Origin of the sequence: Brevibacillus laterosporus (assembly GCA_007833815.1) — a bacterium.
GTDB lineage: Bacteria > Bacillota > Bacilli > Brevibacillales > Brevibacillaceae > Brevibacillus_B > Brevibacillus_B laterosporus_D.
In genome coordinates, this window is the sequence record CP033464.1 from 2,260,469 (window position 1) to 2,286,596 (window position 26,128).

Sequence of the window (26,128 nt, forward strand, 5' to 3'; positions counted from 1 at the left end):
ATGGCAGAGAGGAGGAGAAGGATGGACAAGACAGAAGCGATGCCTCATTTTATGACAAATGTAGTGGAGCCAGCACGATTGAGAGCATTAATGCGCCTAGAGCAGGATTTTCAGACAAACAAAAACGCATTGGCTACACAATGGACGATTGCTTTTCAACGCATCTGCAAACAGCTAGGTGGCGAACAGATTCGAAAGGACAAAGCAAGTATTGGGCATATCACCTTTTCGTTGTTGCGGACGGAATTAGCAGTAGGGCGAGCGATTTATTTGGTGGAGGCGACAGACAGCTCTTGGTTTTTTGATCGGAATCCTTGCCAAACAGAATACGATGCTAGCTGGGCTTTAGCGTATTTGGAACAGCTGAAGGCTGAAATTAATGGCGGTAGTAAGGCGTATATGGGTGCTATTACGCTTCCAGACGTGGAGCAATTGATATTGAGAGAAGCCGTTCATTTTCATCAGTACGTGATTCAGTTGGCTAGGTATGCGTTGCCTATGGCGATTCAATCTCAGGAATTTGTGGAGCTATCCATAGAGGATATCGTTGAAATACGTGTCGGCGAATACATGGATGTTAGCGAAGTTGTATATAAAATAGATCGACGCACGCGAGATGCCCAATCTGTTAGGGACTGGATCGCTGAAGGCAGCAAACAGGAGTATGCCTATGAAGTTTTTGACCGTTTAGACCTGTCAAAAGGAGAGTATTCCGAGCTAGATTTTCGCTATTCGCGTTTTGAACAAAGTGATCTATCTGCTAGTCGATGTAACGGCTGTGTATTAATTGGCACACGATGGAATCATTCACGACTAGCTGATGCAGATTTTTCCCATAGTATGTTGTCTGGTGCGGATTTTTGTCAGAGTGAGTTAACAGGGGCAGACTTCCGAGGAATCCAAGCTTCTCAGGGGTTGTTGGAACCAGATAGCTGGGAAATGCCGGGCTTTTGGGAGATTACCTTTGCAGAAGCGAATGTGGAGGGAGCTAGTTTTGTCGGGGCTCAATTGGCGGGAGCTAAATTTTCCAGAGCCAATCTAGTAGACGTAAATTTTGCTGGAGCAGATTTGGCAGACGTCAGCTTCACAGATGCTAATTTACGTGGAGCTGTGTTTGTCGGGGCTAGCATAGTTGCTGTCGATTTTACTGGAGCGGATGTAGAAGGTGCAACCTTTTCAGCACGAGATCGAGGCAATGTGAATTTAGACGAGCAGCAACAAGCCACTGTTATTTGGATGGAAGCCGAGAGCGAGGGGGCGTACCTAGATGAATTATTTTATTCTGTCCCAAGATAATCGCCTGTTAGACGCTGTGGAGCCTGTAGGACTTACTAGCCTTTTAACCAAAGAGATGCTAACCGAGGAGAAGGTGCATGTCTTAGATGAACTGGTATTGCAGGTCCCGATTCAGCAGAAAGAATATGTCACCTACGTAGATTATATCCAACGCCCCATCCCATTGTTGTCAGATCGATTAAAACAATTGGTGGTCAAATATGTACCGAAGATGATGTGCAAGGCTGTGGTACTGGCAGATCGGGAGCAGATGAGACAGGATTTGTACTGGGTGTTTGTGTCCCCGAGTCTAGCCTGCCTATCAGATCAAACCGAGTTTTATCAGGACGGAACAGTAAAACGGCTCATGTTAGATCCGGACAAAATTGGTAGACGAACGTTCTTCCGCATAGATGGCATTCGTGAAGAGCATCTTGTAGTGAATCTGGGACTGGCGGAAAGTATTTTGCGTCGGGACTTTACAGGCATCCAGCTTCAAAAAATAGAGCTGGAGGTCCAGAGAGAGGATGAGATGAAATGGCCCTCATAGAAGACGTGGAAATAGCAGGTGGGGAAGGAGCCAAGAAAAGCTATGTGGTGGCAGGCGCTATCCTTACTTGCACCTTTGGCACCCAAAAAAGTCGCTTGAAAACCCCGTTAAGCCATGGCGTATTTGTCAAGGACAAGGCTCAAATGAACATCAAGGATTTTGTTCCTAATGTGAATATCATGCCCTTTGGTAGATGCGGTAACTTAGCAAATCCGGAGGTAGCAGCGGCGACGGAAGCAAACGGTGGTTACTTAAAGCGTATGCCATGCATGCCAATTGTAACCATGCCGTGGATTGGGGGCAAGGAAAATAAGCTTATCGAGGATGCCCCGGTTCTTCTCAACGATTGTACTAACATGTGCTTACATTGTGGTGGACAAATAAGCATCATCGACGACGGACAGGAGTTGGACTAAACCTGTAAGAAATCATACCACCCATTGGGAGGGGGGATTGTGTGAAAACGGCAGTTAACGTAGCGGGATATGGAAATCTGCAAGTAGTGTCTCCCTACGATATACAAACATTGCAAGAGCTACAACTGGTCAAAGGAGCAAACGATCACGCCAAGCTATATCTAACCGGAATCATTCCGGAAGAGAAGAAAGACAGTTACATTGCAATGGCAACGAGTAGCGACATCATAGAGGTGAATGAAGTAGAGAATGGTAGCAAGGTAAGGAATCTGTTTACCGGACTCGTAGAAGATATCGGGGTTCGTGCTGTCCGTGGCATCTACTATCTAGAGCTAGAAGGCATCTCATTCACCAGCAAACTAGATATAAAAGAGAAGACAAGATCCTTTCAAGATAAGAACATGACGTACACGGCCTTACTAGATTTAATTGTAAAAGATTACCCTGGATCAGACTACCTCGATTATGCTACAAACGGTGCCAAATTAGAAGGATTCACCCTGCAATATAAGGAAACAGATTGGGCGTTCATCAAGCGAATGGCGTCTCGTTTTGGTGCGGTTTTATTACCAGAAACAAACTCCAAGACGCCGAAGTTCTCGCTTGGTGTCCCAGATGGAAAAGTAGGACAACTGACAGACTACCACTATGGTGTAGCAAGATCACTAGACAGATACACGGAAGCCACCACGGGACATGGTAGCGAGCTAGACGAGACAGCCTTCACCCACTATACCACAGAAAGCGGTCAGTATTTTGCGTTGGGAGACAAGGTACTGTTTCAAGAGAAAGAGCTGACGGTAGCAGCATCTACAGCACGTTTTACCGAGGGTACCTTGTTATATACCTATACCCTTTGCCAGGAAGAGGGCGTGCAGCAGAATCCGATTCGAAATGAACAACTAACGGGTGTCTCGATCGAAGGAAAGATTATCGAGATTCGCAATGATACTGTCAAGGTCCATCTCGATATCGATCAATCCCAAGACAAAGGCAAGGCTTGGTGGTTTCCGTATTCCTCCGTCTACTCAACAGAAGGCAGCAACGGTTTTCACTGCATGCCACAACAGGGAGATGCCGTCCAGGTTTATTTCCCAACGAGCCAAGAAGACGAGTCTGTAGCGATGAGCTCCGTCCGTAAAACAGGACAAGACTCTCCCAAGATGGGCAATCCAAGCGAGAAATATTGGGGCACCAACTTCGGCAAGGAGATGAAGCTAGGCAGCTCGGATTTTGTGCTCACCGCGAAGGACAGTAAAGAAGGCAAGATGTTTATTAAGCTGGATGTCGAAGACGGCATCGAGATTCACAGTGATAAAGCCATAATGTTTTCAGCGGAGCAGGACTTGGAGATTGAGACAGATACCAAGTTTGAAATTAAGGCTCAGGAAGCGATTTATCTGCTGTGTAAGGAAAGTAGCATTGTGCTAGATGGAGAGACGGATATTCAGGGCACGGTTTTAAAGGTAGATGGTCTGATCAAATCGCCCGTCTCGGTAGCTGACCTAGAGCCGGAGCCAGAACCAGAGGACCCAGCTCCGCCACCACCACCGCCAGAGGAAGAGAAGGGCTTCTGGGGGAGCTTGCTAGATGGTGTGCAGTTGGCGCTGGATGTGGTGGGGATGATTCCAGTAGTTGGGATCGTTGCCGATGTTGCTAATGCGGGCATCTCGGTAGCTCGTGGAGATTACGCAGGAGCGGCTCTTTCCTTAGTGGCGTGTATTCCCTTTGCTGGAGCAGCCGCGACGGCTGCCAAGCTCGGAACGAAAGCTGCGAAGGCAGTAAAAATGGGAAAAGCAGCGGCCAAAGTAGCTGATAAAGCCGCTGATGTAGCAAAAGCGGTCACAAAGATAGCGGATGTAGTAGTAGGAAAGGTATATACCGCCTCGCGAAAGCTAAAAAGCAGTATCAATCAACTAGAAGCTGTTCAGAAGATAAAAAGCAGTATGAAGCTCAAGACAATGGCAAACAGTCGTGTTGGCAAAATTGGAAAAGCCGTTACAAAAGAAGTAGCTACAGAAGTCGGATACCAAGTGGTAGAAGAGGTGGCTGGTGATGTAGTATCCTCTGTTTTGGGAGTAATAGGTGGTAAAAAGAATAAATATAAAGGGAAGAAGAAATTATCTAAAAAAGAGCGCAAAAAAGCCGCTCAACGGGCAAAAAATGCAGATGCCAATAAAAAAAGCTGTGTAGACGATCCCATTCATGCTGGCTCCGGATCGCAATTTATCATTCATCCTACCTTAAAGCTGTATGGAGCTGAGACATGGACGTTCGAGCTACACTACAATTCGTTGCTTCTCCAGCAGGGTGTGCTTGGTAAAGCTTGGACGCATAATTATGAAATGCATGCCGACATGGAGCGTATTGACCAGGGTGAGATTACCATCTGGTGGAATACAGGCAGAAGAAATGTGTTTATGCAGACGGAAGCAGATCGTACTCTGTACCGTTCAGAAGATGTCGACATGATGTTCTACGAGCTTCGCCGTCTGGAGAATGGTTTTGAGCTGTTCAACCGAAATACGCGAGAAACCTACTACTTTAAACGAAATGGACAGGTAAGTAAACAAACGAATGCCTTGGGGCAAGCGTTAACCTTTATCCATGATTCCTCTAATCGTCTTGTCCAAATGACAGATGTGATTACAGGTCGCTCTCTATCCTTAACATATGGACAAGACGGGCTATTATATAGCGTTTATGATGCTTATCGCAGTGTGCAATTCGATTACAACGAGTCTCGTCGCCTCAGCCAATTCGTCGATCCGAATGGAACCATAAGCGAGCTAACGTATACCGAACAAGGACAGATCGAGTCCCTTACTGTGGATGGAATTTTGCAATATCGCAACGCCTACGACCATGAGGAACGGGTTATTGCGCAGACCAATGCCTTAGGACTAGCCTCTCAGTTCACCTATGACACAGAAAGCATTCCTGGTTCCATAATTACAACTTTCACAGACCGTCTGGGTGCTACAGAGGTCATGATTCATGATGAACGCATGTTACTTATGGAGAAACAAGAAAGAGACGGTAGCCGTGTTTCGTATGAATATAATAGCCGAGGTCAAATGATTGCGGAAACAGTAGGGAAAGAAGAGACGACCACCTACCAGTACGATGAGCGAGGCAATCTGATTCAAGTAGTTGATCCACTAGGGAATCAAACCAGCTATGTATACAGCACGGACGATTTGTTGTTGTCCGAGATCAACGCAGAGGGTGGCATCACGAGCTACACGTATGACGAACGTGGACGTTTAGTAAGCATGACCCGTCCCGACGAAAGTCACTCTGAGATTGGTTACAACGAACAGGGACAACGCGTAAGCTACACCGATTCTAAGGGTGTGACGAGCCGCTATCGGTACGATGACAAAGGCTACCTCACGGCTGTCTATGACGGAGAAGGTCGTGTCATACAAGTAGGCTACGACGAGGTAGGGCGTATCGCTTCGTTCCAAGATGGACGAGGTGGCAAAGTACGACGCACCTATGATGCTAACGATAACATCGTACAAGTAATCGACCCGCTTGGACGCCCATATTCCTTTGCCTATGATGCCTTCGATCAACGCGTGGAAGAAACGATGCCTTCAGGAGCAACCACCCGCTATCGTTATCATGTGTTGGGATCGATGGAAAGCGTAACGGACGCGTTAGGACAGACAACCACCTATCGATATGACACAGAGGGCCAATTGATAGCTGTTATCCAACCAAATGAAGCGGAAACTCGCTATGAGCGGGATCAAATGGGTCGCATTGTCTCCATTACCGATCCATTAGGTCGAACCGAAAAAGCCGCTTATGATGAAACCGGACGCCTCCTTCAGGTTTGGGATGCGCTGGGAAATAGGGTACAGGACGTCAGCTACGATGCAGGCGGTAATCTTGTTTCCGCTACAGATGCCTTAGGTCATACAACGTTGTACGGTTTTAACAAATTATATCAATGCACCAAGAAGACAAATGCTCTTGGACAAAATACGACTTATGCCTACGATGCCGTTGCTCGTCTGACCGAGGTCATGGAAAGCGATGCCGCGATCTATCGTCAGCAATATGACAGCGAAGGACGTCTCGTTAGCTATACCGATGCCAATGACAACGAAACGACGCTTCGGTACGATCGGAGTGGGCTAGTGGTAGAGGAACAAAATGCCACCGGGGAAGCTACCCATTTTGCCTACGACGAACGAGGCTGGATGAACAAACGTACCAATGCGAGAGGGCAAGAAACTCACTATCGCTACGATGCCGCGGGCCAGCTTCTTGAACAAAAGGATGAGGTTGGTACGGTACGCAGGGAATACGATGCAGACGGCAATCTCGTCAAGGTACAGGAAGAAGGAGCAGGCAAGAAGCATCGAGTATACGACCTGTTAGGACGTGTCACTGCTTGCACAGATAGCTACGGAAATACCATTCAATACCGGTATGACCAAAATAGCCAGCTGACCCACCTCATCTATCCAGATGGGAAGATCGTCCGTTATACCTATGATTTGGCGGGACAGCTCACGGAGGTAAAAGACTGGGCAGGGCGTCGTACTACCTACACCTACGATGAAAATGGACGACTGATCAAGACAGTCCGACCAAATGGAACCATCGAGCAACGCAGCTATGACGTTGCTGGACAAATGGTGCGTCTGTGGGATCAAAACCGCCAAGGTGTGATGCTCCAGAAATACCGCTACGTGTACAATGAGCTAGGACAAATTGTGCAAGAAGAGGAAAAGCAGTATACCTACGACGCTTTGAAACGACTCGTAAGCGGTGAATGGCCGGGTGGTCGCGTCTGGTATAGCTACGACCAAGGTGGAAACGTCACGGGAATCGGGACGGTAGAGGCAACACCGAAGAAGGTCATGGGATATGGAAAAGACAACAGACTTTCCGTAGTGAATGAACATCCAGTAGAGATGGATGCAGACGGCAATCTACTCACATGGACAGAGAATGAGGAAGCTCATACCTATGTGTACGATGCCCGCAATCGACTAGTCCGCACAGGTCAAGCACGCTACACCTATGATGCCGAGCACGTACGTACCTCGATGACATGGAAAGGAAAGACGACACGCTATGTAGTCGACCAAGGGGAAGTATTTAGCCGTGTACTCATGGAGCTAGGGGAAGACGGTAGTCCGAAGGCCTATTATGTGTATGGACAAGGCTTGATCGGTAGAGAGGATGCACAAGGGAATTATTTGTCGTATCATACGGATATGCGTGGTAGTACCACAATGTTGAGTGATTGGGGAGGACGAGTCACCGACCGCTACAGCTATGGTGTGTATGGCGAATTAGAACAGCACGATGGTACAACCTCCCAACCGTTTTGTTATAATGGTAGAGATGGTGTCATGACCGACCCGAATGGGTTGTATTACATGAGGGCGAGGTACTATCACCCGGGACTGAAGCGTTTCCTGAACCGAGATATCTTACCAGGGGACGTGACGGAAGGGCAGACCTTTAACCGATTTGCCTATGTGAATGGTGATCCAGTAGGGTTTATTGATCCGCTGGGGCTGGCGGGGCTTGGGACTGGGCAGTGTCAGAAGGGTAAACCTAACATCTCACAAAGGCATGATGAAATTGCTCATGATGGATATTATGGAAGAAAATCCAAAAGAACAGAAGCTCATAAGAGTGCTAGTAAGAATAACAGAGCGTACATTAAAGAAAATAGGGTGCCTAAAGACAATGAAACATTCCTAATGGATAGTTCCTTCATACGAACCAAAATAGAAATTAAAGGTGCTAAAGTATACAAATACGAGGAACGTTACTATTATCGTGACACTCTACATGAAGGGAAAGCTGCTCATATTGAGGTATTTGATAGTACAGGGAAAAAGCATCTTGGTGAGGCTGATCCAATTACGGGAAATTTAAATACTACAAAAGCTGATCCTAATAAAAAAATTGACAAATATCTAAAGTAATAAGGCTAATCAGATACAGTTGAAATATCCTGTATCTGATTAGGTTTAAACAAAGGAGATAGGTAATGGAGTTAATAAAAATAAAAAAGCATGAAATTAATATGGATGTTTATTTTGTGGAATTATTTCAGGAAATGATTGTTATAAATAATGACTATGGGGGAATATCTGTATTAGATCATAACCTTAAATTATTGAAAGAAATACAAATTACAGAGAATATGTTAATATATTTATCTTACAAAAACGTTGTAACAAACGAGCTAGTCCTGTACTGTTCTGATAACAACTCTCTTGTATACATTGATTTGAATAAGTTTATTTTTAAAAAGTTAGTTATTGATGCGGAATTGCCTAACTTTTCAAAATGTTATTATTGGAAGGGAGAAGAGATTGTTTTTGTTACATATGATGGCAATTTTTTTAAATATAATACGGAGAAAAATACCCTTTTCTCAGAGGATATAAGTAAAATTAAAATAGAGTACTTTGAATTTTATCAAGTATGGGTGAGAACAAGAGGGCTTCCTGTTATAACGTATAACATGAACAATTTTGAAATTGTGTACAAAGGAAAAAGGAATAATCACTATTATTTTTTTAATGCAAATAGCGTTGAAAAATTTATAACATCAAGTGTAAAACCTCATGATGTAGTTTTGTATAATGGGCTGGTAATTTTGGTACAAGAAGAAGTTATTTCAATAAATTTTCAAGAGCAATGCTTATTATTAAATAATGTTGACAATACAATATTTGCTAAATGTAAGGTTTTAAAAAGCCAGGATGATTTCATGATTTTAGTCCTTAGCAGTCATAATTCAGAAATTCAAAGTGAATTGACATGCTATAAGCTAAAAGTTGAGGATAAAGTGCGGACGCGTCACTGACCGTTACAGCTATGGGGTGTATGGCGAATTATAACAACACGATGGTACAACCTCCCAACCGTTTTGTTATAATGGTAGAGATGGTGTCATGACCGACCCGAATGGCTTGTATTACATGAGGGCGCGGTACTTACACCCGGGACTGAAGCGGTTCCTGAACCGAGATATCTTACGCGGGGATGTGACAGAAGGACAGACCTTTAACCGATTTGCCTATGTGAATGGTGATCCAGTAGGGTTTATTGATCCGCTGGGGCTGGCGGGGCTTGGAACGGATGATTGTCCGAAGCGGAATAAGGAGAAGGGTAAAGCTGAGGGGACGGGTAAACCTGTCAGACCGGAAGCCGCTGTAACTGGAAGTAAAAAACATGGAGTTAAATGGAAGGAGGGTCCAGCTCGAGCCAAAAACGAAGGAAAACCTCAAGGACAATGGAACAAAGCCGACTTAGATTATGCTACAGAGAAGGCAAATACATTAAAACCTGGTGAAAGTGGATATTTTGATTTGCCAAAAGGTTCAAAATCCATTGTATACATGCCCGATGGGACTACTGCTTCAGCTACAAAAATGTGGGTTCGAAATAATGGAACTGGAACTTGGCATGGGTATCCTATGCCCTAAAAAATTATGAGGAGGTAGGTAATAATGAATTTTTGGATTCAGGCAAGTTGCCCTAAATGCACAGGAATTTTTGATGAGGAAGACGAAAACCTTTCAAATGCTATTGAAACAATATTTCCAATGATGACTGAAAAAGCTATTATGGTTTGGAAAACCATATATATACCGCTATGTTATAAGTATGATATTAGTTGTATGGTAGATGATATTCTTGACATTCTTGAAAAGCTAAGAAGTAATTCATCCGGTGAGATATCCTTGCATTGGGCATCAAATACATTTGCTAATGTATGGAATATAAGGTGGTGGGAGGCGCAGGTGGTAATAAATTCTGAATGGGGTTCTGTTTTGGGGCATACTGAACAATTATTGGACTCCAAAGGAGCTATTGTTCTATCTAAACAGTCTTTTATATCAGAATGGAAAAGAGTTCTATTCAATATTATATCAGGGCTAAAGGAATCAGGATATAAAGAGGGTAACCTTCCTGGTATGACACGGTTAATTGCAGAGTATAATGCAATTGATGGTGACGGAATTCTCTATAAATAATATTGGAGACAGCTTTATAGAAACCATATGGAAAAGGCAGATATCTAAACAATGTCCGTGTTTTTCTGGTGAGGCTACCAAGTGCCGTTGAACGCGTCATTCAACAAATAACACATATAACCCCATGTAATACCTGTATAAAGATTTCTTCAAATTGTTTGTACGCACATAAAATACTCTAATTTGTAACCAAAATAACGCAATGCCGTTACACCGAACAGGTTGATTATGGTCAGATACCACCATGATTGACCTGTTTTTTTGTTATCTTCGTTTTCTTGCGTTTTTTTCAAATACAACGCAACTGTAGAATATCCTATTGCGATATAGACGATGGGAAGGAAATCTTCTCACATGGACAGAGAATGAGGAACCCCATACCTATGTGTACGATGCCCGTAATCGCTTAGCTCGCACAGGTCAAGCAAGCTACACCTATGACGCTGAACATGTACGTACCTCGATGACTTGGAAGGGAAAGACGACACGCTATGTAGTCGACCAAGTGTAAGTATTTAGCCGTGTACTCATGGAGCTAGGAGATGACGGTAGCCCAAAAGCCTACTATGTATATGGACAAGGCCTGATCGGCCGGGAAGATGCGCACGGTAATTATTTGTCGTATCATACGGATATGCGTGGTAGTACCACGATACTGAGTGATTGGAGCGGACGTGTCACCGATCGCTACAGCTATGGGGTATATGGTGAGTTAGAACAACACGATGGTACAACCTCCCAACCGTTTTGTTATAATGGTAGAGATGGTGTCATGACCGACCCTAATGGCTTGTATTACATGAGGGAGAGGTACTACCATCCCGGACTGAAGCGTTTCCTGAACCGAGATATTTTAGCAGGGGACGTGACGGAAGGGCAGACCTTTAACCGATTTGCCTATGTGAATGGTGATCCAGTAGGGTTTATTGATCCGCTGGGGTTGGCAGGGCTTGGGACTAATGATTGTCCGAAGGGTAAAGTCCCGAAAGAATACAAGCTTTCCGATAATCATAATATTCCTAAAAAAATAGTAGATGAATATGATAATATCAATCTTGGAAATGGTACACCTAGGGTTGATAAAAATAGAACCCAAAAGATATTTCAAGCTAATGAACTAAAGAATAAAACAGGGAAAAATAATGTTTGGGATGGTTCAAAGGAATGGGATGTGCCGGGTACTAAGCATAGGATATTAGAAAGAACAGATGGAAAATTAGGTTATGTTATCAACCATGATTATAGTAAACCGAAATTATTTCCATCACCTTGGTTTCCAGATGGTGGGAAATTCAAGCCGTAATAGGATTAAAGGAGGGGAAATAGTGGACTGGAAATTCTCGCTTCATGATGATCAAAGTGATTTAGTAATTGGTTACTGTAAAGATATAGTGGGATTAGACGGTCAGATTTATTCTGATGCGGATATTTCGTATCATCAAATTGAGCTAATACAATTCGCTTTTTGTAATAATTTTAAAGAACATCTATTAAAAAGCAAAGAGTCGATAAATAGGTTAGTATATATATGTACAATTGATAAAGATAAAAATCCAATAGGTAAGTATTCTTTTTTCATTTTTGATAATCTTTATTATCATAAAGTTGGATTTCCCGAGAATCCTACAAATATAATATTTAAAGGGTCTTTAGATGATGTTTTATCAAATAAAGAACTTGAAATTTGGAATGAATGGAGGATTTCCTGTCCTCTAAATAAGAATCACTGGGCTAATTTTAATGAAGAGGAACGAAGGGCCTGGTTAAAGGTTGTAACAAAGTATAATGATAATAGAACCGATTATTACGAATTAAAGGAAAAGGTATTTTATTTGGATGGAACATATGTAACAGACTATCCTGCATTTTTTTGCGCAATAGGAGAAGCTGTTAATGGTCCGGGAGGTTATTATGGATTTGATATTAACTCTTTAATTGATTGTTTACAGGGAGGATTCGGTGCAACCTCACCGTATACGCTCGTATGGAAAAACTATAAGATAGCAGAACGCTTTTTGGATATTGAGTCTTGGTTAAGAGAAATTAGATATAAAAGAGAACTAAGTAATAAATTGCTTAATAAGCCTGAGTTCGAAGAATTGGGTGACAGACCTTTATTTCAAGTACTTGTTGAGATTTTAAAAAATGAAGATGTAACAATAGTATTTGAAAAATAAAATATTAGAAAACAAACTTGTAATTTCATGGAGGGAATCTGGTTAATTAAAGGTATTTCAGTTGTAAAAGAAAATACCTAAAGTTTAGAATGTGGAGGAGTACATTTCCATAAGAAAGCATCTCTTCCTATAATTTGCTTCATTATCCAAAAAATGTATTTATTGAAGTATAAAGATAAACGTGGAAACCTTGTTTGTCTTTATACCTTTGACATTATCCCCTCAAGGTAGAGTGTGAAAAACCTTATCTGATTGATAAGTGTTACAATCTACTTGAAGGGGATTTTGTTATGGCTAAAAGAATCAATATCTTTCAATTATGAGGAGATAGATTTCGTTCATCAAGAGAATGGCGTCACGTTTTGGTGCAGTTCTGTTTCCGGAAACGAGTTATAAGACGCCGAAGTTCTCGCTTGGTGTCTTAGATGGAAGACAACTGACAGAAGGGGTACTATATGTCTACTAAGTTTACCTATTCTAAATAATTAACGATTGGAGATAAGATATGACGGATTTTTTAGACCCATCTAAATTAGATGATGTAAATTGAAAAATGCAGTTACAGAATTAAGTCTTTTATTAAAAAAATCTTAGATCTGATTGCAATAAAATTTGAAGAAACTACAGAGCTTGAGAGACAAGTCATCGCAGCCTTTTGCTTTGGGGCTATAATGTTATTGTACAAAGGGACGACCTAAGTCAACCACAGGCCCACGCTTTAACGATAACTCTATTAATTAATGTATTTAAGTACAGTGAAAATCAAGCTGTTTCCTTTGCTGACGATTTAATAAAAGCAACAAGTAAAGAGCATTATCCAGTAATGAATACAATTATTCATAGGGGAATTGATGGTCACTATCAGTATATAAATAACATGGATGTAGAATTAAAGAAAAATATTACGGATGTTATAAAAGCTATTAAAAAGAATGCATAAATTATAATGATAGGTTGATTATGGTCTAATACCCATGATTGACCTGTTTTTTTGTTTTAAGCAAATATCGCACCATGTCCAATTTCACGGTTATGTATTAAGTAAATTTCAAAATAAGTTTCAATGCGGGCATCTCAGTAGCTCGTGGAGATTATGCAGGAGCGGCCGCGACCGGTGCTAAGCTCGGAATGAAAGCCGCGAAGGCATTAAAGATGGGAAAAACAGTAGCCAAGGTAGTCGATGCAGTAATTGGAAAGGTCTATACCGCTTCACGTAAACTAGCTTCACGTAAGCTAAAGAGCAGTATCAATCAACTAGAAGCTGTTCAGAAGATAAAAAGCAGTATGAAGCTCAAGGCAATGGCAAACAGTCGTGTTGGCAAAATTGGAAAAGCCGTTACAAAAGAAGTAGCTACAGAAGTCGGATACCAAGCGGTAGAAGAGGTGGCTGGTGATGTAGCATCCTCTGTTTTGGGAGTAATAGGCGGTAAAAAGAATAAATATAAAGGGAAGAAGAAATTATCTAAAAAGGAGCGCAAAAAAGCCGCTCAACGGGCAAAAAATGCAGATGCCAATAAAAAAAGCTGTGTAGGCGATCCCATTCATGCTGGCTCCGGATCGCAATTTATCATTCATCCTACTCTGAAGCTGTATGGAGCTGAGACATGGACATTCGAGCTACACTACAATTCGTTGCTTCTCCAGCAGGGCGTACTCGGTAAAGCTTGGACGCATAATTATGAAATGCATGCCAACATAGAGCGTATTGACCAGGGTGAGATTACCATCTGGTGGAACACAGGCAGAAGAAATGTGTTTATGCAGACGGAAGCAGATCGTACTCTGTACCGTTCAGAAGATGTAGACATGATGTTCTATGAGCTTCGCCGTTTCGAGAATGGTCTTGAGCTCTTCAACCGAAATACGCGGGAAATCCACTACTTTAAACGGAATGGACAGTTGAGTAAACAAACCAATGCCTTGGGGCAATCTTTGACCTTTATTCATGATTCCTCTGATCGCCTTGTCAACATGACAGATGCTGTCACAGGTCGTTCTTTATCCTTGAAGTACGGACAGGATGGACTATTATACCGTGTCTACGATGCTTATCGCAGTGTGCAATTCGATTACAACGAGTCTCGTCGCCTCAGCCAATTCGTCGATCCGAATGGAACCATAAGCGAGCTAACGTATACCGAACAAGGACAGATCGAGTCCCTTACTGTGGATGGAATTTTGCAATATCGCAACGCCTACGACCATGAGGAACGGGTTATTGCGCAGACCAATGCCTTAGGACTAGCCTCTCAGTTCACCTATGACACAGAAAGCATTCCTGGTTCCATAATTACAACTTTCACAGACCGTCTGGGTGCTACAGAGGTCATGATTCATGATGAACGCATGTTACTTATGGAGAAACAAGAAAGAGACGGTAGCCGTGTTTCGTATGAATATAATAGCCGAGGTCAAATGATTGCGGAAACAGTAGGGAAAGAAGAGACGACCACCTACCAGTACGATGAGCGAGGCAATCTGATTCAAGTAGTTGATCCACTAGGGAATCAAACCAGCTATTTGTACAATGAAGACGATTTGTTGCTGTCTGAGACTAATGCTGAGGGAGGTATCACGAGCTACACGTATGACGAACGTGGACGTTTGGTAAGCATGACCCGCCCAGATGAAAGTCACTCTGAGATTGGCTACAACGAACAGGGACAACGGGAGAGCTACACCGATTCGAATGGTGTGACGAGCCGGTATAGGTACGATGACAAAGGCTCCTCGCGGCTGTCTATGATGGAGAGGGCCGTGTCATACAGGTAGGCTACGACGAGGTAGGGCGTATTGCTTCTTTCCAAGATGGACGAGGTGGCAAAGTACGACGCACCTATGATGCCAATGATAACATCGTACAAGTAATCGATCCGCTTGGACGCCCATATTCCTTTGCCTATGATGCCTTCGATCAACGCGTGGAAGAAACGATGCCTTCAGGAGTAACCACCCGCTATCGTTATCATGTGCTAGGACCAATGGAAAGCGTAACGGACCCGCTAGGACAGACGACCACCTATCGATATGACACAGAGGGCCAGTTGATTGCCGTTATCCAGCCAAATGAAGCGGAAATTCACTATGAGCGGGATAAAATGGGTCGTATCATAGCGATTACTGATCCATTAGGTCGAACCGAGAAAGCCGCTTATGATGAAACCGGACGCCTCCTTCAGGTTTGGGATGCGCTGGGAAATAGGGTACAGGACGTCAGCTACGATGCAGGCGGTAATCTTGTTTCCGCTACAGATGCCTTAGGTCATACAACGTTGTACGGTTTTAACAAATTATATCAATGCACCAAGAAGACAAATGCTCTTGGACAAAATACGACTTATGCCTACGATGCCGTTGCTCGTCTGACCGAGGTCATGGAAAGCGATGCCGCGATCTATCGTCAGCAATATGACAGCGAAGGACGTCTCGTTAGCTATACCGATGCCAATGACAACGAAACGACGCTTCGGTACGATCAAAGTGGGCTAGTGGTAGAGGAACAAAATGCCACCGGGGAAGCTACCCATTTTGCCTACGACGAACGAGGCTGGATACACAAACGTACCAATGCCAGAGGGCAAGAAACCCACTATCGCTACGATGCCGCAGGCCAGCTTCTCGAACAAAAGGATGAGGTTGGTACTGTACGAAGGGAATACGACGCAGACGGCAATCTCGTCAAGGTACAGGAAGAAGGAACGGGCAAGAAGCATCGGGAGTACGACCTGTTAGGTCGTGTCACTGCTTGTACAGATAGCTACGGAAATACCATTCAATACCGGTATGACGAAAATAGCCAGCTGACCCACCTCATCTATCCAGATGGGAAGATCGTCCGTTATACCTACGATGTAGCTGGACAGCTTACGGAGGTAAAAGACTGGGCAGGGCGTCGTACTACCTACACCTACGACGAAAATGGGCGACTGATCAAGACGACTCGACCAAATGGAACCATCGAGCAACGCAGCTATGACGTTGCTGGACAAATGGTGCGTCTGTGGGATCAAAACCGCCAAGGTGTGATGCTCCAGAAATACCGCTACGTGTACAATGAGCTAGGACAAATTGTGCAAGAAGAGGAAAAGCAGTATACCTACGACGCTTTGAAACGACTCGTAAGCGGTGAATGGCCGGGCGGTCGTGTTTGGTATAGCTACGACCAAGGTGGAAACGTCACGGGAATCGGGACGGTAGAGGCAACACCGAAGAAGGTCATGGGATATGGAAAAGACAACAGACTTTCCGTAGTGAATGAACATCCAGTAGAGATGGATGCAGACGGCAATCTACTCACATGGACAGAGAATGAGGAAGCTCATACCTATGTGTACGATGCCCGCAATCGACTAGTCCGCACAGGTCAAGCACGCTACACCTATGATGCCGAGCACGTACGTACCTCGATGACATGGAAAGGAAAGACGACACGCTATGTAGTCGACCAAGTGGAAGTATTTAGCCGTGTTCTCATGGAGCTAGGGGAAGACGGTAGTCCGAAAGCCTATTATGTGTATGGGCAAGGCTTGATCGGGCGAGAGGATACGCAAGGGAATTACTTGTCGTATCATACGGATATGCGTGGTAGTACCACGATGCTGAGTGATTGGGGAGGACGTGTTACCGATCGCTACAGCTATGGCGTGTATGGAGAATTAGAACAGCACGATGGTACAACCTTCCAACCGTTTTGTTATAATGGTAGAGATGGTGTCATGACCGACCCGAATGGCTTGTATTACATGAGGGCGCGGTACTACCATCCCGGACTGAAGCGTTTCCTGAACCGAGATATCTTATGCGGGGATGTGACGGAAGGGCAGACCTTTAACCGATTTGCCTATGTGAATGGTGATCCAGTAGGGTTTATTGATCCGCTGGGATTGGCGGGTCTTGGGACTAATGATTGTCCGAAGCGGAATCCTGATCAGCAAACCGAAAAATTTTATCGAGCGATGTCGGAAAAAGAATTTAAAAAGCTAGAAAAGAACGGGATTCTAACCAAACGACCTGAAGGGAAAAGTGAGCTAAAAATTACCGATGATCCTCATTATGGATCGGGTGATCTATCTAAACGTAAGTCGCAAAAATCTAGGAACTATACTCGTTTTGTTGAGTTTGAGGTTAAACCAGGTACAAAAGATAAATTAATTAATCAATCCGGTGGAACCCATGAATCTACTCGAAATCATCCAGACTTTTCTCATTTGCCTCCGCATAAAGATGGTCTTGTGGAAGTCAAATTCGAGAAAAATGAAGTATTAAGTTTAGGTTTAGGATCAAGTGAAAAAGGCCTTGAATTCTTTAACTCACAAATTGTTTCATGGAAGGTGATATAGTGGAAAGTAAAAGATCTCTTGCAGATTTAATAAGAATATATAATGAAAAAATGAAAACCGTAGCCCGCGGAGAGGGACAAAAAATACGAAAAAGTTTTGGAGAACAGGTCCGTGAGTTGACTCATGAAGATGTTGAGAAGGATATCATTTCATATATTAAAGAAAGTCTTGTAACAAAACAATGGAAAAATGCTCATGAGTGGATAGGTTCAGCCCTCGATCATCCATCTTCCCAATATATAGACTATTTTTTAAAAATATTGAACGAACAAGATAGTAATGCTCCTCATTATTGGGCTCTAGACGTAATTGAATATATGCCAGAGATCATCTCTGAAACTGCCATACCACAACTCAAAAAACTAGCAGAAAATATTAATCCAACCTGGTCTGAGGCAGTAATTGAAAAATATTTTGAGACGATTGTATGGAATGATGAAAATGCAGAAGAATTTATTTCAACCTTGGTAAATTCATCTAATGAAAAAATTTCATTTAGAGCGAAATATTGGATGGAAACATTTGAGGTAGAAAGAAAGGAAGATGCTGAAGATGACTAAAGAAGGATTAAGTATGTTTAAGTTATTGTAAGACGAAATGTTAAAAAAATAAAATCATATAGATTTGTTTATCAAATTTTTTCATGACTTATAAATTTGATAAAACAACTTTAATCGTAACCCGAATAACGGACGCTTACTAAAATCCTTATTCGGGTTTTCTTATGTGCAAATCATACGCTCAAAGTGGGCATCATGGAAAAATAAAATGGTATGCTTTTCATCATAAAGTAATTACAGGATAGTATAAGGAGGATGAAAAATGTCAGAGAAGCTAAAAAAAGAGGAGCTTATCAAACTAGTAGAAAAAATATGTAATCCAAAGTTATCAGAAGAGGAGGTAAGTGAATATATCGATATTCTAGAACAAAATGTCCCCCATTCTGCTCCAAGTGATTTAATTTTTTGGAGTGACACTATGTTAACGCCTGAAGAAATAGTAGAGATAGCATTAAACTATAAAGAAACTATAAAAGGTAATGAATTAGAAACTTATACACAATACGGCATAAAAGCTGAGGTTTATAAAGAAACCTGGAAATTTAGTACAGAAGTATAAGGTAAGTCAATGTTCTACTACTTGGAAAAGATTTAAGTCAAACTATTAGATGAATCAATTTTATAAAGGCTTTTTTCAAAATGATTAGACTATCCCTACGGGATCAATGCTGTTTTTTGAAAAAATTAAACTGCTACTTTCATCCTACTTGCCAGTTCCTACGAATTCGATCCACTGCTAACTTGGATGCATTATAAACAAGAGTAACCAAATCAAAATGGACTTTTTCCCTCTTTCCTGTGCGATATCGGACATTGTTTAGCTGAAAGAACTCCTTCAAATAAGCATGTACTCGCTCCACGGCTGTTCTCTGGTCATATAGTTTTTCCCACGTTTTTGTTCCTCTGGCTGGCGCGGTGTACTTTCGAAGATCGGTTTCTGCCTTGATTTTATAGACTTTTTGACAGAGAGAATCCTGATTCAATGGACAGTCTTTACATTCTTTTAGCCGTACAAATTTCAACGTTTTGTACTTCTTATCATAACCGTCGTAACGATAAGAGCATTCTCGGACACAAGGTGGCGCAAAATGTGAATCGAATCCAACCATTTCTCCTTCATTCCGCTTGTTGTAAGCAATAATCGCTTGTGCGTTCATTCGTCCGATTTGTTGATAAATCGGGACATAGTCATATCCCGCATCCATGATTCTATATCGCATGTGATTGGGCAGAACAGTTTGAATTCCTTTCAACAAAGGAATCGCTGCTTTCCTATCGTTCATACTTCCAGAGGACATGAGGGAGCAAAGAATATATTGACTTTTCGTACCGACTGCAAGATGAGCTTTGTATCCGAACCAAAATACGTTCTTTCCTTCACTATTTTCTTAATGCTCCAATCCGGTTTGAAAGGAACTTGGGACCGTAGGTCCTCCAACGTCACATTTAGTTGAGCTACAATGGTTTTTTCGTACAAGGACTTCTGAGTTTCCTTTTCTTGCTTTTGTTTGTCATAGATTTCTTTTTCTGCTTTTGATTTACGTCCGCGTTTTTTTAGTAATTTCGTCTTTTTTTCCTTTGCTACACCTCGATCACGGGATTCAAAATGGGTTGCATCGATGGCAAATCTTTCACAGTGGGAATTCGTTCTACGATTCGAGCGACCAGAGAATATAGCATAGCAGCATAATTTAACTCGGTAGGAGCACCATAGATCGACTTTTTGGAAATAGAGAAAAGAAGCGGTTCAATGTCAAGAGTGGAGAAAATAGCCTCAAAACGTTTGGGAGGTTCTAAGTCGAATAATTCTTGTATAGCAAATAGGCTTCCTTGTTTTATAATAGACACTGGGAGTCACCACCACCTCTTAAGTTTGGGTCGCACTTAACTTATTAGAGATTTGGGGAGGTACTCCTTTTTCTATTCTCAAAAACTCATGAGCCCGTAGGGCTCTGATTTATGAAATTGATTCATGTAATGATTCAATAGACTTTTGTTTTTGAGATAAAGCAAATCCAGAATACCAGGTAAAATCAATATACTCTACTTCTAAGAGACCTTTAATTTTGGGATTAGCTATAAATACTGGTCTTTTAGCCATTCAAATAACCCTCTTTCCTAGTTTCTCGAATGTTATCATTATAATAGATAAACTATGAATTGAAAAACTATCAGGGTCACATGCTATTAGTATAGATTTAGATGATAATGTCCAAGGTAACTATTTGTCCTAACATGCTGCCATAAAGGGGAGAACGACGATCCTCGCCGACCAAATTGGACGAGTATAGGACTGATATTCGTAAGAAGTCTAAGGAGAACTAGAGAAGCAAGAGGGCACTACACGTCAGAAGAGAAGGAATCATGCTTGTACTACGGTACTACCATTCCGGACTGAAGGTTCCTGAACCGAGATATCTTACTAGGGAACGTGACAGAAGGGCAGAGTTTTAACCGATTCGCCTATGTGAATGGTGATCCAGTAGGGTTTATTGATCCGCTGGGACTGGCAGGACTTGGGACTAATGATTGTCCGAAGCGGAATAAGAGGAAGGGTAAATCCTCGAACTCAAAGTTTGAATTTGATTATGATAAAGAACGAGAGATAGGCATTAAGCGAATAACAGATGAATTTGGTGGGGTGATTGAAGGTGTTGCAAACAGAAGTAAAACACTTAATCCTAAAGAAATCAGATTCATGCAAAGTACTATTACTAATAAAACTGGTCAATATACGGTACTTGATAATGCTAAGACATTTTCAGAAAACCCTTCTAAAATATTTGAATTAAACCCGATAAGAGCTTGGCAGGACGGGAAGGGGAATATATGGACACTTGACCATAGAAGGTTAGGGGCTTCTAGACTTGCAGATTTAGATAAAATTCCAGTTCATTGGGCTTCTAAAGCTGAGGTTTATCAAGATGCATGGAAACTTTCTAAAAAGGTCGACGGTAAATCTATCGTTTTAAAAATTGGCAAAGGCTTAAAGGAAATTATCCAATAGGAGGACGTACCTTTGAAGATTCATGATAAATTGGCAAATGTAAGAGATGTGGAAGATTTCATAAGTTTTATTTATGCATTAGCTGAAGATTTTGAGCAAAACCCAAGTCAGTGGGCGAATACAGACCTTACAGATTTTCTTAATGGAATTGCATCATGGGTTGAGGATAGATACGAACTAATTGAAAAATCAAAGGAAGAGTTTTCGAAAAATGTAAATTGGAATTCGATAGCTACAATTTTATTTGTAGGAAGTAGATACGAGTAATTGCTTTTCTCTAGAAAAAGAAACAAAACAGACCAGAGAGATGGAAATGGATTTGAGCCAAGATTTGGACACGGATTGTCTATTCGGGTCTGTCGGGATTTTTGTGTAAAACTTGTTTATTCTCTCAACAAAATCTTACAATACAATCAACAAACCAAACACTAAAAAATTTGACGAACACGCTTGTTAAACTTTCAAAGGCTTATTTTTACTTGATTGATGAGGAGGAATGAGCCTTTTTTGTATGCCCAAAATCAAAGGAGGAGAAGGAAAATGACAAAACAAGTACAGGAAAAGGTAGGTTTAATTGCACAGGCGGAAGTAGAGTCTCAGGCAATCGTAGAGGAAGTAAGAGGCTACTGTCAAAAAACACGAGATTTACGGCAACAGGCAGACGAGTTAAGACTCTCCGGCAGTATCTGATCAAAGACAGTTCGACCAAATGGAACCATCGAGCAACGCAGCTACGATGCCGCCGGACAAATGGTACGTCTATGGGATCAAAACCGCCAAGGAATCATGCTTCAGAAATACCGCTACTGTACAATGAGCTAGGGCAAATTGTGCAAGAAGAGGAAAGGCAGTACACCTATGACGCTTTAAAACGAAGCCCGAAAGCTTATTATGTGTACGGACAAGGCCTAATCGGGCGAGAGGATACGCAAGGGAATTACTTGTCGTATCATACGGACATGCGTGGAAGTACCACGATGCTGAGTGATTGGAGCGGACGCGTCCTGACCGCTACAGCTACGGCGTGTATGGAGAATTAGAACAGCACGATGGTACAACCTTCCAACCGTATTGTTATAATGGTAGAGATGGTGTCATGACCGACCCGAATGGCTTGTATTACATGAGGGCACGGTACTACCATCCCGGACTGAAGCGTTTCCTGAACCGAGATATCTTACCAGGGGACGTGACGGAAGGGCAGACCTTTAACCGATTTGCCTATGTGAATGGTGATCCAGTAGGGTTTATTGATCCGCTGGGGTTGGCGGGGCTTGGGTCTGATGATTGTCCGAAGCGGAATAAGGAGAAGGGTAATGGTAACAAACCAGATAAATTAGATCCAAAACAAATTAACTTTATGCAAAGTACTGCAAAAAATAATACTGGTAAGTATACCGTTCTAGAAAATGCTTCAGCTTTAAAATCAGGAGAACTTAAACCAAGTGATTTACCTACTATGAGAGTATGGAAAGATGAGACTGGAAAAACATGGACTCTTGACCATAGAAGACTCGCAGCATATAGATTAGCAGACCTTAAAGGAGTGCCTGTTGAATGGGCATCTAAAGAACTTGTTGAAGATCAAATCTGGAAAATGAGTACCAAAAACGGAGGTAAGTCAATAAAACTAAAACTTGGAAACGGTAAGTTTATTATCGTTAAATAGGAGGAAATAGAATGAGATTGTCCCAACGAGTAAAGATAATCAAGACAAAAGAGGATTTTGTTGAATTTCTTGGTTTACTTGTAAATGACTTTGAAAACAATCGTGACGAGTGGGAGAATGAATCTGTTGATTCGTACTTGGCAGGAATGCAATCTTGGATTGAAGATTCGGAAGGCTATTATGAGAACAGTAATATACCATTACCAGATAATATTGATTGGAATTTTTTTGCAAATGTACTATATGCCGCAAAAATTTATGAATAAGAAAACAAGTAACAGGTCGTTGATGATTTAATTATTATGTTATAAATTTTTGTAACCTTGATTGGCTTAATGCCTTTCAAGGTTTCTTTTTTTTGGCTACCCAGTGCCGAATGCATCCCCCGTTCAACCAATATCACACATAACCTATGTAATATCCCACAATTAAACTTATGTGAATCAATTTCATAAATCAGAGCCCTACGGGCCCAAGAGTTTTTGAGCATAGAAAAAGGAGTACCTCCCCAAATCTCTAATAAGTTAAGTGCGACCCAAACTTAAGAGGTGGTGGTGACTCCCAATGTCTATTATAAAACAAGGAAGCCTATTTGATATACAGGAATTATTCGACTTAGAACCTCCCAAACGTTTTGAGGCTATTTTCTCCACTCTTGACATTGAACCGCTTCTTTTCTCTATTTCCAAAAAGTCGATCTATGGTGCTCCTACCGAGTTGAATTATGCTGCCATGCTATATTCTCTGGTCGCTCGAATCGTAGAACGAATTCCCACTGTGAAAGATTTACGAAAACGACTAAAACATGACTTTATCTTTCGAATGGAATGCGGTTTTCTGTTTTCTGACAATCTTCCTTCCGAGGCATCGTACTCTCGTCTCGTTCAGAAGCTTTCTGAAACAGCACACCTCAATAAAGTCCAAGACAAGTTACTGTTGCAAGCGATACAGGAAGGGTTCATAGGCGATGAAGCAATTGCCATCGATGCAACCCATTTTGAATCCCGTGATCGAGGTGTGGCAAAAGAAAAAAAGACGAAACCAGAATTGAAAAAACGTGGACGTAAATCAAAAGCAGAAAAAGATATCTACGACAAGCAAAAGCAAGAAAAGGAAGCCCAGAAGTCCTTATATGAAAAAACCATTGCAGCTCAACTGGATGTGACGTTGGAGGACCTACGGTACCAAGTTCCTATCAAACCTGCTTGGGGAATAAAGAAAAATAGTGATGGAAAGAACATGTTTTGGTTTGGATACAAAGCTCATCTTGCAGTCAGTACGAAAAGTCAATATATTCTTTGCTCCCTCATGTCCTCTGGAAGTATGAACGATGGGAAAGCAGCGATTCCTTTGTTGAAAGGAATTCAAACTGTCCTTCCCAATCACATGCGATATGCAATCATGGATGCGGGATATGACTATGTCCCGATCTATCAACAAATCGGACGAATGAACGCACAAGCGATTATTGCTTACAACAAGCGGAATGAAGGAGAAATGGTTGGATTCGATTCACATTTTGCGCCACCTTGTGTCCGAGAATGCTCTTATCGTTACGACAGTTATGATAAGAAGTACAAAACGTTGAAATTTGTACGGCCAAAAGAATGTAAAGACTGTCCATTGAATCAGGATTCTCTCTGTCAAAAAGTCTATAAAATTAAGGCTGAAACCGATCTTCGAAAGTACACCGCGCCAGCCAGAGGAACAAAAACGTGGGAAGAACTATATGACCAGAGAACAGCCGTAGAGCGAGTACATGCTTATTTGAAGGAGTTCTTTCAGCTAAACAATGTCCGATATCGCACAGGAAAGAGGGCAAAAGTCCATTTTGACTTGGTTACTCTTGTTTATAATGCATCCAAGTTAGCAGTGGATCGAATTCGTAGGAACTGGCAAGTAGGATGAAAGTAGCAGCTTAATTTTTTCAAAAAAACAGCATTAATCCCGTAGGGATAGTCTAATTATTTTTGGAAAAAGCCTTTATGAAATTGATTCATGTAATGAAAAAAAGTTAGATAGAGACGAGAATGTAGACATTATAAGCAAGATACTTTCTGCTGAAAAATAAATTAAAAGAACTTCGATAATATGCCACATGATACTTTTCCGGACTGAAGCGGTTCCTAAACCGAGATATCTTACGCGGGGACGTGGCGGAAGGGCAGACCTTTAACCGATTTGCCTATGTGAATGGTAATCCAGTAGGTTTTATTGATCCGTTGGGATTGGCGGGGCTTGGGTCTGATGATTGTCCGAAGCGGAATAAGGAGAAGGGTAAAGCTGAGGGTACGGGTAAAGTCAAGACATACGAGCAAGCTCGAAATGAAGCACTGTCTTGGTTGGAGCAAAGAGGCTTCAAATCTGAAAAACAAACCTTTGGAAAGTTTGGGTATACTAAAAATGAACCTATCGGTAGGCAAACAAATGACGGTAAAGTAGGTTTTAGAATCGAGCATGATAGTAGGAGTGGAGCGCATATTAATGTTTGGGCTGGAAAAGAAAAAGGTCCGCATTTTGAATTTGATGCATCTGAGAAAATCGTTAAAAAAATACAAAATCTTTTTAGAAGAAGGGGTTAATTTTTTTGAGTATTTATGATGATGAACTAGTAAAGGATCTAGTACTAAATGAGCTAAATAAGTGTGTCAAAGTAATAAAAAATCCAGAAACTTATCTAAATTTAATAGAACAAAAATTTGGTTTTAATGGTTCAAAAATAGATTGGTTGCAAACTAATATGCACTGTAGTAATGAGTCGAATAATGAATCTTTACTTACTGATGCTAGTCTATTCATTACTGAACTAAAAGAAAAATACTTGCATAATAACATTCGAGTAATGTATATAGGCGATAGTCTTACAGAGTTTGGGTATCAGTTCGAAATAAAGGATATAGAACAGATATTAGTCTATTTTTTAGACATTCCACAGCACCATTATTTCATACCTTTAGAAGGTGATTGGTGTCTTTGTATATCGTATGAAAACTATTTAGATTTCGGATTTAGTTTAAACAGGAATTAGTTTCAAGAGTCAGGTACAGGAGTAAATCAAAGAATATAAAAAGCAAAAAAACCTTGATTGGCTGATATGCTCCCCTTGTG

The 26,128-nt window shown here is 41.7% G+C and carries 17 protein-coding genes and 6 pseudogenes; 21 read left to right on the forward strand and 2 right to left on the reverse strand.

Annotated elements, in window-relative coordinates; translation table 11 throughout:
- The first annotated feature begins 21 nt into the window (after window positions 1-21).
- The 13 genes and pseudogenes from EEL30_12030 to EEL30_12090 all read left to right on the forward strand — a co-directional run bounded on the left by EEL30_12030 (window position 22) and on the right by EEL30_12090 (window position 18,903).
- Entirely contained in the window at window positions 22-1,296 is a 1,275-nt protein-coding gene (locus tag EEL30_12030; GenBank protein ID QDX92972.1) for a pentapeptide repeat-containing protein, read from the forward strand.
- Entirely contained in the window at window positions 1,268-1,825 is a 558-nt protein-coding gene (locus tag EEL30_12035; protein QDX92973.1) for a serine protease, read from the forward strand. Before EEL30_12030 ends, EEL30_12035 begins: the two co-directional genes overlap by 29 nt.
- On the forward strand, window positions 1,813-2,241 hold the full coding sequence (locus tag EEL30_12040; protein ID QDX92974.1) for a DUF4280 domain-containing protein: 429 nt from the start codon (window positions 1,813-1,815) through the stop codon (window positions 2,239-2,241). The genes EEL30_12035 and EEL30_12040 overlap by 13 nt, the downstream gene beginning before the upstream one ends.
- A 41-nt stretch (window positions 2,242-2,282) precedes the next feature.
- Window positions 2,283-7,826: pseudogene (locus tag EEL30_12045) on the forward strand (wall-associated protein).
- Between the two features lie 443 nt (window positions 7,827-8,269).
- Window positions 8,270-9,094 carry a hypothetical protein gene (locus EEL30_12050; GenBank protein ID QDX92975.1) on the forward strand — a complete coding sequence of 275 codons (825 nt, stop codon included), beginning with the start codon at window positions 8,270-8,272 and terminating at the stop codon, window positions 9,092-9,094.
- 88 nt (window positions 9,095-9,182) lie between these two features.
- Window positions 9,183-9,716, forward strand: coding sequence for a hypothetical protein (locus EEL30_12055; protein QDX92976.1), 534 nt, complete (start codon window positions 9,183-9,185; stop codon window positions 9,714-9,716).
- Between the two features lie 24 nt (window positions 9,717-9,740).
- Window positions 9,741-10,268, forward strand: coding sequence for a hypothetical protein (locus tag EEL30_12060; protein ID QDX92977.1), 528 nt, complete (start codon window positions 9,741-9,743; stop codon window positions 10,266-10,268).
- Between the two features lie 337 nt (window positions 10,269-10,605).
- Window positions 10,606-11,226 (forward strand): annotated as a pseudogene (locus EEL30_12065) (RHS repeat-associated core domain-containing protein).
- Between the two features lie 322 nt (window positions 11,227-11,548).
- On the forward strand, window positions 11,549-12,445 hold the full coding sequence (locus EEL30_12070; protein QDX92978.1) for a ribonuclease inhibitor: 897 nt from the start codon (window positions 11,549-11,551) through the stop codon (window positions 12,443-12,445).
- Between the two features lie 671 nt (window positions 12,446-13,116).
- Window positions 13,117-13,385 (forward strand): annotated as a pseudogene (locus EEL30_12075) (hypothetical protein).
- Window positions 13,386-13,540: 155 nt separating this feature from the next.
- A pseudogene (locus EEL30_12080) lies at window positions 13,541-17,346 on the forward strand (wall-associated protein).
- Between the two features lie 437 nt (window positions 17,347-17,783).
- The gene (locus tag EEL30_12085) at window positions 17,784-18,344 is read left to right on the forward strand and encodes a hypothetical protein (GenBank protein ID QDX92979.1); all 561 of its coding nucleotides are present in this window, start codon (window positions 17,784-17,786) and stop codon (window positions 18,342-18,344) included.
- Between the two features lie 262 nt (window positions 18,345-18,606).
- A complete protein-coding gene (locus tag EEL30_12090) occupies window positions 18,607-18,903 on the forward strand; it encodes a hypothetical protein (protein QDX92980.1) in 297 nt (98 codons plus the stop codon).
- A 139-nt stretch (window positions 18,904-19,042) separates the two neighbouring features.
- Here the strand turns inward: EEL30_12090 and EEL30_12095 are convergent.
- Window positions 19,043-20,192: pseudogene (locus EEL30_12095) on the reverse strand (IS4/IS5 family transposase).
- A gap of 619 nt (window positions 20,193-20,811) precedes the next feature.
- Between EEL30_12095 and EEL30_12100 the strand changes: the two are divergent.
- The 5 genes and pseudogenes from EEL30_12100 (at window position 20,812) to EEL30_12120 (ending at window position 23,286) form a co-directional block, all read left to right on the forward strand.
- Complete coding sequence (locus EEL30_12100) at window positions 20,812-21,351, forward strand: hypothetical protein (GenBank protein ID QDX92981.1); 540 nt, start codon at window positions 20,812-20,814, stop codon at window positions 21,349-21,351.
- A gap of 12 nt (window positions 21,352-21,363) precedes the next feature.
- On the forward strand, window positions 21,364-21,618 hold the full coding sequence (locus tag EEL30_12105; protein QDX92982.1) for a hypothetical protein: 255 nt from the start codon (window positions 21,364-21,366) through the stop codon (window positions 21,616-21,618).
- Between the two features lie 426 nt (window positions 21,619-22,044).
- A pseudogene (locus tag EEL30_12110) lies at window positions 22,045-22,633 on the forward strand (hypothetical protein).
- 78 nt (window positions 22,634-22,711) lie between these two features.
- The gene (locus EEL30_12115; GenBank protein ID QDX95751.1) at window positions 22,712-23,020 is read left to right on the forward strand and encodes a hypothetical protein; all 309 of its coding nucleotides are present in this window, start codon (window positions 22,712-22,714) and stop codon (window positions 23,018-23,020) included.
- Window positions 23,021-23,031: 11 nt separating this feature from the next.
- Window positions 23,032-23,286, forward strand: coding sequence for a hypothetical protein (locus EEL30_12120; protein QDX92983.1), 255 nt, complete (start codon window positions 23,032-23,034; stop codon window positions 23,284-23,286).
- Here the strand turns inward: EEL30_12120 and EEL30_12125 are convergent.
- A complete protein-coding gene (locus tag EEL30_12125) occupies window positions 23,277-23,510 on the reverse strand; it encodes a hypothetical protein (GenBank protein QDX92984.1) in 234 nt (77 codons plus the stop codon). The genes EEL30_12120 and EEL30_12125 overlap by 10 nt on opposite strands.
- A gap of 74 nt (window positions 23,511-23,584) precedes the next feature.
- On the opposite strand from EEL30_12125, the gene EEL30_12130 reads away from it, so the two are divergent.
- The 3 genes from EEL30_12130 (at window position 23,585) to EEL30_12140 (ending at window position 26,048) form a co-directional block, all read left to right on the forward strand.
- Window positions 23,585-24,928, forward strand: a complete 1,344-nt coding sequence (locus EEL30_12130; protein QDX92985.1) for a transposase — start codon at window positions 23,585-23,587, stop codon at window positions 24,926-24,928.
- A 245-nt stretch (window positions 24,929-25,173) separates the two neighbouring features.
- Entirely contained in the window at window positions 25,174-25,602 is a 429-nt protein-coding gene (locus EEL30_12135; GenBank protein ID QDX92986.1) for a hypothetical protein, read from the forward strand.
- 5 nt (window positions 25,603-25,607) lie between these two features.
- Window positions 25,608-26,048, forward strand: a complete 441-nt coding sequence (locus EEL30_12140) for a rhs-associated protein (protein QDX92987.1) — start codon at window positions 25,608-25,610, stop codon at window positions 26,046-26,048.
- Window positions 26,049-26,128 lie beyond the last annotated feature (80 nt).